This window comes from Streptococcus timonensis (genome assembly GCF_900095845.1).
In the GTDB taxonomy this organism is placed as follows: Bacteria; Bacillota; Bacilli; order Lactobacillales; family Streptococcaceae; genus Streptococcus; species Streptococcus timonensis.
Genome location: NZ_FMIX01000004.1, coordinates 295,397 through 308,797, shown reverse-complemented (window position 1 = coordinate 308,797; position 13,401 = coordinate 295,397). Strand labels below are relative to the sequence as shown.

9 protein-coding genes and 1 pseudogene are annotated in these 13,401 nt (G+C 39.1%); 1 reads left to right on the top strand and 9 read right to left on the bottom strand.

Annotation, left to right across the window (positions count from 1 at the left end; genetic code table 11):
- Positions 1 to 16 precede the first annotated feature (16 nt).
- The gene (locus BQ2679_RS04750; protein ID WP_060956055.1) at positions 17 to 187 is read left to right on the top strand and encodes a DUF3042 family protein; all 171 of its coding nucleotides are present in this window, start codon (positions 17 to 19) and stop codon (positions 185 to 187) included.
- A gap of 43 nt (positions 188 to 230) precedes the next feature.
- Here BQ2679_RS04750 and BQ2679_RS04745 read toward each other — a convergent pair whose 3' ends face one another.
- The 9 genes and pseudogenes from BQ2679_RS04745 to BQ2679_RS04705 form a co-directional block, all read right to left on the bottom strand.
- Positions 231 to 1,070 (bottom strand): thymidylate synthase, encoded by an 840-nt coding sequence (locus BQ2679_RS04745; RefSeq protein WP_075566774.1) that lies wholly within the window; start codon positions 1,068 to 1,070, stop codon positions 231 to 233.
- A gap of 100 nt (positions 1,071 to 1,170) precedes the next feature.
- On the bottom strand, positions 1,171 to 2,130 hold the full coding sequence (locus BQ2679_RS04740; RefSeq protein ID WP_075566772.1) for an ROK family glucokinase: 960 nt from the start codon (positions 2,128 to 2,130) through the stop codon (positions 1,171 to 1,173).
- Between the two features lie 103 nt (positions 2,131 to 2,233).
- Positions 2,234 to 3,061, bottom strand: a complete 828-nt coding sequence (locus BQ2679_RS04735) for an excalibur calcium-binding domain-containing protein (protein ID WP_075566770.1) — start codon at positions 3,059 to 3,061, stop codon at positions 2,234 to 2,236.
- Positions 3,062 to 3,110: 49 nt separating this feature from the next.
- A pseudogene (locus BQ2679_RS10850) lies at positions 3,111 to 3,263 on the bottom strand (alpha/beta fold hydrolase); the annotation flags it as partial.
- A 22-nt stretch (positions 3,264 to 3,285) separates the two neighbouring features.
- Positions 3,286 to 5,007 carry an aminodeoxychorismate synthase component I gene (gene pabB, locus BQ2679_RS04725; protein WP_075566768.1) on the bottom strand — a complete coding sequence of 574 codons (1,722 nt, stop codon included), beginning with the start codon at positions 5,005 to 5,007 and terminating at the stop codon, positions 3,286 to 3,288.
- Positions 5,008 to 5,079: 72 nt separating this feature from the next.
- On the bottom strand, positions 5,080 to 6,195 hold the full coding sequence (gene msrB, locus BQ2679_RS04720) for a peptide-methionine (R)-S-oxide reductase MsrB (protein ID WP_075566765.1): 1,116 nt from the start codon (positions 6,193 to 6,195) through the stop codon (positions 5,080 to 5,082).
- A gap of 9 nt (positions 6,196 to 6,204) precedes the next feature.
- Entirely contained in the window at positions 6,205 to 6,765 is a 561-nt protein-coding gene (locus BQ2679_RS04715) for a redoxin family protein (RefSeq protein ID WP_075566763.1), read from the bottom strand.
- Positions 6,766 to 6,923: 158 nt separating this feature from the next.
- On the bottom strand, positions 6,924 to 12,656 hold the full coding sequence (locus BQ2679_RS04710) for a ZmpA/ZmpB/ZmpC family metallo-endopeptidase (protein WP_075566761.1): 5,733 nt from the start codon (positions 12,654 to 12,656) through the stop codon (positions 6,924 to 6,926).
- Position 12,657: 1 nt separating this feature from the next.
- Positions 12,658 to 13,221, bottom strand: coding sequence for a TIGR01440 family protein (locus BQ2679_RS04705; protein WP_075566759.1), 564 nt, complete (start codon positions 13,219 to 13,221; stop codon positions 12,658 to 12,660).
- Positions 13,222 to 13,401: the final 180 nt, after the last annotated feature.

Genomic DNA, 13,401 nt, shown 5'->3' with positions numbered 1-13,401 from the left:
TAAAGGAGGAAGACTAATGGCTAAAGGTTTTGCTAAAGGTCTCGTAACAGGTGTCGCAGGAACTGTTGCTGCTGTTGCAGGTGCAGTTTATGCAGTTAAAAAGAAAGTGATTGAACCAGAAGAACAAAAAGCAGCTTTCATCGAAGAAAATCGTAAAAAAGCAGCTCGCCGTCGTGTATCACGCTAATTAATAAAAAAGAAGTTGGAAATTCCAACTTCTTTTTATGTTATTAAATAGCCAAATCAAACTTCAATTGCGGTTTCACAGGATCATAGTCAACCAACTCAAAATCCTCTGCTTTAATATCAAAAAAGTTTGTCTTATCTGGTACATTCAAGACTAAACGTGGTTGGCAATTTGAAGGTTGACGACGGAGCAATTCCTGAGCTTGTTCAAATTGATTATCATAGATGTGAAGGTTATTGATAAAATAGAAGAATTTTCCAACTTTCCAACCAAAATGTTTGGCAATCATCATTTGAAGAGCTACATACTGCATGGCATTGATATGGTGGGCCACCAGCATATCATTAGAACGCTGGGTCAAGGTTGCATCCAGGTAAATTTCCCCATCTACTCGACGGACATCAAACATGGTCTGGAAGGCACATGGAAGAAGGCCGTCTGTTTCCTCAAAAGCTTGGTAATCCCAGAGAGAGATGATATTGCGACGATTCCAAGGATTAGTTTCCAACTGTTTGAGAATCTTGTTAATGATGTCATGCTTCTTAACAACAGCCCCGTAACGCTCACCAATTGTTCCTGTATCTCCTACTTCCCAGTCATTCCAGTAGTGAACATTGTACTTATCATTTAGAACCTCTAGGCTATTGGACTGGTCTTGGTAGATCCAAAGAACTTCCTTGATAGCTGATTTGATAGCAATTGGACGTAGGGTTGTGATGGGAAATTCACCCTTGGACAAATCATACTCCGCAAAAGCACCTGTGATGTACTTGGAGTTAGCCACTGTTCCGTCCTTATACTTGGGACGAGCTTGTTCTGAAAAGACTCCTTCATTGAGAATTCGCTCAATATTTTCTTTAAAAATCTTATCTGCTTTTGTCATTTACTCTCACCTCAATTATTGTCTTAACTAGTATAGCATAAAAAAAGAAAGGAGGAAAATCACTCGCTTCAAGATAGTGATTTTCTCCTTCTTTTGCTTCTTATTGCAATACAAGTGATGCTGCTCCGATAACTCCAGCATCATTTCCTAGAGTCGCAAGAGCCAGCTTAGTTGTTGTGCGAACTTGTGGGAAGGTATTTTCATCATAAACTTTTTGCACGCCTTGGAGAAGGAAGTCTCCTGCAGCTGATACACCACCACCGATAACAATCGTTGATGGGTTTAGGATGGAACCAATGTTAGCACATGCAATACCCAAGTAGCGTGAGAAGTTACGGTAAACGATCAAAGCGAGGTCGTCCCCTTCTTTTGCCAAATCAAAAACAGTTTTAGCAGTTACTTCTTCACCGTCGTCGATCAAGCGTTTCAAGGCCGCATCGCCTTCATATTCATCCGCGTAACGGCGAGTCAAGTTGACAATCCCTGTTGCAGAAGCCACTGTCTCAAGACAGCCTTTTTTACCACAAGTACATGGGATTGGTTGGTCAAAGTCAACTGTGATATGTCCAAGTTCACCTGCAGCACCTGCAACACCGTGAAGCAATTTGCCTTCTGCCACGATACCGCCACCAACACCTGTACCCAGAGTCATAAAGACAACGTCTGGTTGGTTTTCACCAGCACCCATCCAACGCTCACCAAGAGCAGCTACGTTAGCGTCATTGTCGATAAAGAATGGAATACCCAAGGCTTTTTCCATCTTTTCTTTGATTGGTTGAAGAGTTTTCCAGTTGAGGTTATAGGCACCGATAACAGTTCCCTTTTCACGATCAACCACACCAGGTGAACCCATACCAATCCCTTGGAAATCTGCTGCAGACAGTCCAAGCAATTCAAAACGATGTTGAATAGATTCAATCATATCGTCTACGATATGGCTTCCTTCATCCAAAATGTTAGTCTTAATAGACCATTTTTCTTGAATTTCTCCTTCTTGAGTTAAAATTGCAAACTTGACAGAAGTTCCACCAAGGTCAATCCCAATAATCTTTTGACTCATTTTTTTCTCCTTATCTTTAATTGAAAATGCTTACAGTTCTAGTATAACAAAAACTGCCAATCAGTGCAAAGGTTTGCATTGACTTTCCAGAATTTTTTATGTTCTATGGTTTCCACAAACCAGAAGCATCTACATAATAGCGTCCGCCATCCACTCGCTCACTTTTTGCCATTTTACCATCTGATTTGAGATAGTAGTTTCCTTGCCAAGCATTACGAGCATAAGAACCATCTGATTTTAAGTAGTACCAAGATTGATAAGCATAGTCATAAACCCATTCACTCTGAGCCATTTTACCATTTGATTTAAGGTAGTATACACCTTGCCAAGTATTATGCGCATATGAACCATCTGATTTGAGGTAATACCAGGCTTTGTAGTAAGAATCATAAATCCATTCACCCTGAGCCATCTTACCATCTGATTTGAGATAGTAACTTCCTTGCCAAGTATTGCGCGCATATGAACCATCTGATTTGAGGTAATACCAGGCTTGGTAATAGTTATCGTATACCCACTCGTTCTCAGCCATTCTTCCATCTGACTTGAGATAGTATGCACCCTGCCAAGTATTTGTTACTGGTTTCCCATTTTCAGAAAAATAGTACCAAGATCCATTCTGACGAACCCAGCCACTTTCAGCTGCTACACTATCAGGTGCTACATTGGTGTTAGCTTGAGATGTACTCGACTTTTTCTCTTTTAAAACACCCTTAGGCGCATTCTTAGATTCACAGGCAATCCCATCATGATCCTTATCTAGAGTAGCAGAATACCCTGGTTCTCCCTTATGAATATCTGCATAACCATTCTCCCAAGCTTCCTTACAGCTTGAAAAATGAACACTTTCATCTGCCACAACTGGATGTAAAAACAAAACTAGAGCAGGTAAAGAAGCTAGGCCTAGTTTTAATAAATGACGTTTGTTCATGATTTTCTCCTAAAATTATAATATCAACTTCCATATTATTTTATCAAACTTATTTCAGCAATTCAAGAAAACTTCTAGTCATTTCTGCAAACTCTTTTGGTTTTGCCCTATTCAAGATATGAGGGCCGTCAGGGATAATCTGGAACTGGGAATTTGGCATCAGTTCTTGAATAGCTTTCATTGAACTGAGATTAGGCTTATCCATGTAAAAATATTAGTTTCGTTTACTTCTTCCTCAAACTCAACTCATACAATTCCCTAACTGCATTACAGCCATAAATAACTTCTGATTCTTTCAAATCTTCTACGGTCAAGATCTTCTCTTCTACCTGCCCGCTTTCAAGTAAATACTGGCGATAAATCCCTGGTAAAATGCCAAGAGTACTAGGTGGGGTATAGAACTTGCCATCCATTTTCAAGACAAGATTCCCAATAGAGGTTTCAAGCAATTTTCCATCAGCAGTGTGATAGATAATTTCCTGCTCTCCTACTGTAAAATGTGGTCGATGTGTCGTCTTAAAGTAAGTAAAGACCTGCTCCAAATCAGCTTCCTGTAGACAAAGCTTGGCCTGACAAAAACTAGAGCTAAGTGGTGTCAATACTTGTCGTTCAATTTCAATCTCTCCAGATTTGCTGAGACTGATTCGTATCCGATAATCTTGACGGATGTCACAAGACTGGTACTCCTTCTCTATTTTTTGTCTCAAAACTTCTTGGTCAAATGGAAAGGCAAAATAACGACTAGCCTTTTGCAATCTTTCTAGATGTTGCTTTTCAAAGAGCAATTTTTTCTGGCTGATTTTCCCTGTCGTAATCAGCTGAAAACAAGGCTGTTTTCGATAAAGAACCGCTGCTTTTTGCTGGACTTCACTGTATTCTGACTCCCAAGTACTATCCCAAGTGATGCCACCTCCGACACCATAGATGGCTTGCCCTCCATGCAGTTGAATAGTTCGAATAGCCACATTGAAAATCCGTCGTCCATTGGGAAGTAGGAGGCCAACAGTTCCACAGTAAACTCCTCTAGCTTGTGGTTCCAAGTTCTTGATAATTTCCATGGTCGCTATCTTGGGAGCTCCTGTGATGGAACCACATGGAAAGAGCGAACGGAAGATTTCAACTAGGTCAACATCTGGTCGTAACTGACTCTTGATAGTTGAAGTCATCTGCCACACTGTAGAATACTGCTCCACTTGGCATAAACGCTCCACATGCTCACTACCAACCTCAGAAATACGATTCATGTCATTTCGCAAGAGGTCCACTATCATCATGTTTTCTGAACGATTTTTGGGATCCTGTTCCAACCAAGCTGCCTCTTTCAAGTCGTCAACGTTATTCAAACCACGTTTAGTTGTGCCCTTCATAGGACGAGTCATCAATTCACGATCATTTTGTTCAAAAAAGAGTTCTGGACTCATGGAAATCACTGCCATATCATCATGCTCTACGTAAGCATTATATCCCGCTTCCTGTTCCACCACCATACGATTATAGATAGCAAAAGGATTGGCAGACAACTCCTGCTTGAGTTGGACAGTATAATTGACCTGATAAGTATCCCCTTGTCTTAAATGATAGTTAATTTGGGTAATAGCCTTTTCATAGTCCTCAGCAGATGTTACTTCCAGCCAGTTTGATGGCAACTCCACCTCCTCATAAGCTAGAGGAATGCTGGATGTTTCAACACTGTTATGAACAGTGAAGTAAAGCAAATACTCACCTAACAAGGGACCCTCGTGAACCGCTAACTTCTCCTCAAAAGCAGGTGCTGCTTCATAACTAACGTAACCTACCACATAATAGCCTTGCTCTTGAAAGCTTTCAACTTGTGCTAACAAGTCCGTCACTTCTGCTAAATCTCTGGTTTTTAACTCTTTAATAGGCTGGGTAAAGGTATATCTCTCGCCCAAAGCCCTAAAATCAATCACTGTTTTTCTATGCATATTCTAAGTATACCATAAAAGCCAGACCCCAAACAGGAGATCTGGCTTTTTAACTAATATGGTTGAGAAAACTTACTCAACATAATCTAACAAATAACCATAACCCTTTTCTTCCATTTGATCCTTTGGAATAAAACGGATAGACAGGCTGTTAATACAATAGCGAAGCCCTCCCTTGTCCTTAGGTCCATCTGTAAAAACATGTCCTAAGTGGGAATCACCAGTTCGGCTTCTGACTTCTGTTCTGACCATATTATAAGACTTGTCTTCCTTGTAGGTCGCAACATCTGGACTGATAGGCTGGGTAAAACTTGGCCAACCACAACCCGATTCAAATTTATCTTTCGAAGAAAAGAGTGGTTCACCAGTTGCTACATCCACATAAATACCTGCTTCAAATTTATCCCAGTAACGATTTGAAAAGGCCCGTTCTGTTTGACTATTTTGAGTCACTGCATACTCTTCAGGAGAGAGGAGTTTTTTCAATTCATCGTCACTCGGTTTTGGATATTTACTCGCATCAATGACCGGATAGGCTGCTTGATTGACATTGATATGGCAATATCCATTTGGATTTTTCTGGAGATAGTCCTGGTGGTAGTCCTCAGCCACGATAAAATTAGATAAAGCTTCCTTTTCAACCGCTAGAGGCTGGTCATACTTTTGAGCAACTTGCTCAAAGACTTGATTGATAACTTCTAGGTCCTGCTCGTCCTTATAGTAGACTCCCGTTCTGTACTGAGTCCCCACATCATTTCCTTGCTTATTCTTACTGATTGGATTGATAATGCGGAAATAATGGAGCAAGATTTCTTTTAAAGTAATTTGATTGGCATCGTAGGTCACATGAACAGTCTCAGCATGCCCTGTTTGGCCGATTAATTCATACTGGGTAGTTTCTCCTCTACCATTCGCATAGCCAGAAACAGCATCTGTCACACCTGCCACTCGAGAAAAATATTCTTCGACTCCCCAGAAACAGCCTCCAGCTAGATAGATTTCATGTAGGTCAGCATTTTTATCTGGCTCCGTTTTTTTCTTAGCACCTTGACCCTGGCTAACTGCTGCCTTCTCAATTTGAGAGGTATCGGTGTAGCTAGAGCTTCTTTTTTCCAAAAGAAACAAAATTCCGATGATGATGCAAATGATCACTCCAATTAAGAGTATTGTTTTTAATTTATCATTCATGAGTAGCCTCTAATCTATGCTTTTCAGAGTTTCTACAATACTTGCCTTATCCATAAAGCCTGGTTGAGTCTTGACTAGTTTTCCTTCTTTATCAATAAAGGCCTGAGTCGGATAAGAACGGACTCCGTAACTTGCTAAGAGTTTTCCCGAAGGGTCTAAAAGGACAGGGAGATTTTTATAGTCCAAGCCCTGATACCATTTTTTGAAGGCTTCTTCTGCTTGCTCTCCTTTTTGACCAGGAGAAACAACTGTCAAAATTACAAAGTCATCGCCAGCTTCCTTTGCAAGTTCATCGGTATCAGGTAAACTAGCTAGACAGACAGAACACCAAGAAGCCCAAAATTTTATATAGACCTTTTTGCCTTTATAATCTGATAGGCGATACGTTTTACCATCAACTCCCATAAGCTCAAAGTCTGGAACTTCTTCTCCTTGTTTTGCAGTTTGAGAGCTAACTTGCCCTTGTTTGTCTCCACTCTGATTATCAGCCTGGTTTGCTGACTGATTTTTACAAGCCGATAGACAAAGCAAACTAGCACAGACCAATACAGATGTTTGCCATTTTTTCATCTTCATCACCTTTCTCGTTCATCATATGAATATAGATATTGTATTATATCTATATTATATAACTAGCGGACTAAAAATACTTGAAATCTGCTTGGAAAATTAGGCATCTTTTCTTGCACAAAAAACTCCCACCTGCTATGCAGGTGAGAGTCAATTGATTATTTAAAGATAGAAGTTTTAAAGCTACCTGTTTGTTGAAGAAGTTTCTTAAAGAGTTTTTCTTTAAGTGATACGGTGTTATCAAATTTGACAGATCCGTTACTTAGAGTAGCCTTATCTTTATCAACTGCTTCAGCAAATGCTCGTTTCAAGTCTTCATAACTATTGTATGTTTTACCATCGATTTCAATAGACTGAATTCCTTTTTTAGCGTTATTCACTATTTCTTCGAAGTAAGCTTTCTTCCAATCTTCGAGATTGTTGAATTTCCCTTCAGAAATCTTTTTAATGATGAAGTCATCACCTAGAGTATCTTTACCAGCTTTTTTAGATTCAGCTTTTAGCATGTTAGAAGCATAGTTTAGGAAGCCTTTTTCGTAGCCATAGTAACCCCAGATTCTAAAAGTATTATGTTTGAATGACATAGCTCCAGGAGCACCTTCACTGGTATTTCCACCATAGATACCCGTCATCATCGGTACAGTAACATAGGCTGAACCAAAGTCGGATGGATTATAGACTCCATTTCCAGGTCCACGATTGGTCATAAAGTTGTTGGTAATGAGGTCATTTACTGTATGTAAAGGAATAGACTTTTCATCATCACTTAAAGGTCGAACTTTATCGAATTGATTCTTTGTATTGTTTCCGCGGTACTGTTTGTCTACTTTCTTGAACCAAGCATTGTTTAAATCTTGATTTGCTTTATTGAGGACAGCTTCTCCTTCAAGATAATCTAGAAGCATGAGAGTGTCATTATAGCCCTTCATGTAACGATCAATTTCGTCACGTGATTTAAGGTCATTTGGATTAGTATTATACCATTGATTTCCATCGTTTGGACGTTCATAAGCCATGTTGAGACCTAGGGCTTTGTACTCACCATTTGGATTTGATACTGACGGAGTTTGTAACATTCCTTGAGCAAATGCTTCAAGATCTGTTCCTTCACGGTGTCTTGAGCCACCTAGATAAACCATTCGGTCATTTACGTGAGTTGTTTCATGGGTAAAGGCAGATACCCCAAAATCACTAATCATGTCCGTCACCATAAAGAAGACAGAATCATCCTTATATGGATTCGCATAAACGCGAGCAACAGCTCCCATACGCCAATCAGTCGCATGGTAACGGTCTGTAGGTCCATACAATTCACGGATAGGCGCCACATCTTTACCACTGTTTGTATGGCCATAACGATCAGTACTAATGCCTTTATAATTCTGGTTGTCCAGTACAGGTGTTGGAACCATATTATTGCTCTTCAAAAGCTGATTACGTACTTTATCTAGAGATAGACGTGACCAGAAATCTAGGTAATTCTGTTGTCCTTTAGCAACCTTATCAATTTCAGCTTTGAAGGCATTACGCTCTGCTTCAGTGTTCTTACCATACTTTTCAAATGAACTGTAGGCCATGGTATTATATGTTGAAATCAAGAACATATGGGCATCTTTTAAGTTCAAGAGTGGTAAAATCATCTTGCCATGCATATCGTTATTTAAGCCTTCGTAAGCTCTATGTTTCTTATCAGCAAAATCAGGATTTGTTGTTTTTGGTTCCACGATATAGACATTATCTTTAGTTGCTTTTATAAACCAATCATTCAAGTCTGTATCTTTTGTGAAGAGTTCCATGTTATATTTCAGGAAGTCATTTAGGTTACCAGAAAGAGTATTTTTAGCAACTACTTCACGGAAGGCATCGTGTGTACGAGTTCCTTTGACATAATCTTCTTTTGAACCAATTTCAATCAAACGGTCTAATACACTTACATTCTTACCATAGAAATCTGGCTTGAACAACATGAGTTGCTTGATATTGAAATCATCAAACTTTACTCCGTAATAACGGTTAAGGTAAGATAGACCAAGGAGAATCGCTACCTTGTTATCATCAATTTTCTTGATCAAAGCACGTTTAGCAGCCTCATCTGTGTTTAATTGATGATCCTCATTTTCAACCAACTGTTTCACAAATTTAGTAAGATTATCCTTAACTTCTTTAAAGGTTTCTTCAAGATAAAGGTTCTTAATAGCATTAACTTTGTTTGGACCAGTTCTACCAAGGTGCGTGTAGATTGGGTCAGATTGTAATTCCACAGGACTTAATTTTTCAACAATAGCATTGATGAGATTACTACGGTCCTTGTCAACCATATTCGGAGTATAAACAACTTCACCAAGTTCAGTAATACCGTACTCTTTCACTTGTCTCACTTTTGAATCTTTAGGTGAAATGGTAAAGATATCTTTTGTCTTATCTGCATAGTGGATCATAATATGATCAGCATCAGCCAATTCCGTCACAAAGGTATTGCCTTTCATAGCAGTTACAGACAATACTTCTTTAGTCAAGAGAGGACTTCCTGTAGCTAATTTATTACCTTGGTCTACAATCCACTCTTTATTATAGAAAGGTTGAAGTTTTGCAATATTACGGTAAGCTAGCTCACGAGTCGCATCATAACTATCAATTGCTTTGTACTGATCGTCTTTGTTTAGACTGTTATTAAGCTTGTCTTCAATAGGTTTGCTGCTGGTAAATTTATCAGCAGTGATTCCCATTGCTTCAATTTTCTTCTCGGCTTCAGCCAGTGAGATACTTGGAATTTTACGTGAATTGTTAAAGGATTTTTTACCTTCACTCACATCATCAACACTATAATTACGTTTGGTTCTTGAATAGGTGAAGTAGTCGTCAGCATCAATATCTGAGTGACCAAACACCATCTCACCTGTTTTGACTTTCATCATGGTGATGTTGTCTTCAATAGCACCTAAAGCCCAGTTGGTTCCTAGCAATCCACCAGACTGAACAGCTTCTTTCAGTTCGATAGAACCTTTAGCAACTGAATTTCTTAGGACTCCTTCTTTACCGACCGTGTTGTTATTAGCACCATTTTGAGATGAATAGACTAGTCCTGCAGCTTTTGCTTTATTACCAGTAATTTCAGCATCAACGTATGCTTTCTCAACAACACCCTTCCAGTTTTCACCAAGAATACCAGCTAAATAGCCTCCTCTATTGCCAGCAGCGTGAAGTTTACCGATAAAGGCAACATTACTTACTTTTCCACTACCATCAATTTTATTGATAATACCAGCTACATCATTGTTACCAACAACACTTCCGGTTACTTTGACATTTTCGATAGTTGCATTGTTTTTGATAACATTAGCGATTGGAGCTACTCGATCAACTCCAGGCATATCAATATTGACATTTTCCAGTAAGAGATCCTTAACAGAACCACCTTCAATGTTTCCAAATAATGGTCTAGTGATATTATGAATAGCAAATTTATTACCATCAGTACTTCCTAATGAACCTTTAAAGGCATTGGTTACATAAGATTTGCCAGCCGGTTGTACATTATTAGCATTCATATTGCTACCAAGCTTAAAGGTACCAGTAGGATTTGCTTGCATAGCTTTTACAAGTTCATTAAAGTCGTAGTACACATCACCTTCATGAGCTTTTGGTTTAGGCAAATAGTGTACATACTCTTCAGTGAAACGATTTTCTGCAGTACGTTGAATCAAATCAGGTGCCTTAGCAGTTACTTTATATAGTTTATTTCCATCTACAGTAACTTCTTCGATTTTATCAACAGCTAGTTTCGTAACCTTGTTATCGTAAGTCGTAACTTTTAAGTAGTAAGGCTTAACATTCGATGGTTTCTCGGACAAGAGACTACTATCGGTCTCATTACCTTGATCATCCACACTGATTAAGCTTGTTTCCTTAATATTTTTGACTTCAACTTTTTTAAGGTCGATTCTCAATGGTTCTTCCTTAAGAACCTCTTCCTCGTCACCATTACCACGATCATACACCATAGTCGTCGCAAGTGTATAATCCTTGTAATAATCTAGATCAGCTAAAGCTGTTGCAAGATTAGACTCTGAAATAGCAAATGTCTTAATAACTTGATCGCCTTTTTTCAACACTGCTTGAATAGACTTGATAGTCACTCCATCTGGTTTTTTAAGGCTATAAGTTGCTTTTGCACTTCGATTCAATTCTTCTGTATCAACTTTAGTTAATGTTAGAGTAGGTTTTTCTAATTCCTTAGTACCATTTTTGATAATGTGGTCTTGTGCCTGTTCAAGAACTTCTTCTGAAACAGTAGGTGCATCTGCAGTTTTCACACCCTTGATAGTTTTGTAGACTTTGGTAATTTTCTTCTTACCATTCTTACCTACCTGAGCAACTGTTTCAGTTCCCTTGAGTAGACTAGAATCTTGTTCCATTATCGTTTTAAAAGGAACTTCTTCAACAGAAACTTCTTCGGTTTGGCCTTCAATTGGTTTGGTTCCACGACTGATTTTTTCAGCTACAGGAGCCTTAACAACTTCCGTACTAGTGGTGATAGCTTCACCAACTTTCTCCCCATCTACAGTTTTATAGACACGATGTATGAGTTGACTACCAGCTTCACCCTTTTGAACAACACTTTCTTCGTCTGTATAGTGATTAGAATCCGATAGGTATTCTGTAGAATATGGAATTGTAACAGTTTCTGTTTCTGTCACAGTTGACTCTGTCACAGTGTATTCTGGCAAGCTCGGTTGAATGAGAGGCTCACCTTCGTGTCCCTCTTCCTGAGTACCTTTAGCTGTTACTTCATCTGTATAGGCTGGGAGTTCAGGTTGGATTGGAGATTCGCCTACATGACCTTCTTCTTGAGTACCCTTGGCTGTTACTTCTCCTGTATAGGCTGGTAATTCCGGTTGGATTGGAGATTCCCCTACATGGCCTTCTTCTTGAGTACCCTTGGCTGTTACTTCTCCTGTATAGACTGGGAGTTCAGGTTGGATTGGAGATTCGCCTACATGACCTTCTTCTTGAGTACCCTTGGCTGTACTATTCTCTGGTTGGGCTGGAGACTCGGGTTTGACAGGGGATTCACCAATAGGAGCTTCTTCTTGGGTGCTCTCTGTTGTTTCTTCACTAGTATGAACAGGTGGTTCTGGTTGAACGAGAGATTCGCTTCCTTGAGTTTCTCCCTGTGTTGCTGGAGTTGTAGTCTCTTCTCTGTAGGTTGGAAGCTCTGGTTGAACAAGTGATTCTCCTTCACGAGCTTCTTGTGTCACTTTATCTGTAATCAAGTTATTGTCTTGATTATTTTCAGGCATTGAAACCTTCAAATCAGCTTCTTTGAAGTAACCAATGTAGTCATATCCATCAATTTGAATAACTCCGTTGGCTAAATCTTCTTGACTACAAGCAGAGATTGTTTGGTTATAAGATAAAAGAATTTGATTTTCAAAGGCTTGAATAGTCTGAGGAATGAAGTAGCTACCTCCAAGTGCACCAATAAAAAGAATACCTGCTATCTTGTTAGGTCGCTTCTTAGAGATTACTAGTACAGCTAATGAAGCTGTTGCAAAGCCAAGACCAACGAGACCTAGCTCTTTACTTCCAGTATTTGGTAGATATTGTGTATGAACTTCTTTTTTTCTATAGACAAGATAAACAACATCATCTTGTTTTAAATCAGAAGGAAGTTCCTTATGAATAAGGCCTTTTTCAGCTTCTGTCAGCTCTTGCTCTGCTAAATAACGATAGTGTACCTGATTTGGCTCACAAACTTCATTAGCTGCTACTTGATCAAGCAAGAGGTTGTTAGCACCGAAAAGTACGGCTCCGATGACAGCAGAACCGACTCCAACAGAGAACTTTCTAATAGAATATTTTATAACCTTTTCAATATGTTTCTTTTCCATTTTACAATTTCCTAATATAATCTTGTGGGTATTGAGCACGCGCTCCTCCAATAAGCTTGGGACGACTAGCAAGTGCAGTTACATGAGCTTGACCAATCTCTTTCAAAATTGGTCGAATAGGCACCTGAACATGTTTGACATGCATGCCTATAGAAGTGTCACCAATATCTAGACCCGCATCTGCTTTTATAAATTCGACTTCAACTGGATCTTTCATATACCGAAAGGCCGCCAATTGTCCAGAACCTCCGGCATGTAATGTAGGTAGTACACTCACAATTTCGAGATTGTGTTTGATAGCAACCTCTCGTTCCACAACCAAGGCTCGATTGACATGTTCACATCCCTGAACTGCTAGATGGATCCCTTTAGATGATAGGATGTTTAAAATCTTTTCGACAATTAGTTCCCCAATTTCTTGACTGGAGGCTTTTCCAATATGTCCTCCTAACACTTCACTAGAAGAAAGTCCTAAAACGAAGATAGAGCCTTCATGCAGACAAGCTTTAGCTAGTACATCCTCAAGGATTTCCTCTACCTCTCTTTGTATCCTTACTTGGTCCATAGTTCACCTCACTTACATCATTCTATCATACCGTTTTTTCAGCATTATAGCAAGATATGTGATGCAAATAAGATAACTTTCTAAAGCCTATAATGTATGCGTATTTTGACGACAATTTTTATCTCATTTCACCTTAATTCTTAAAAACTTTTCAGCTCTAATTATATCTAAAATATATGA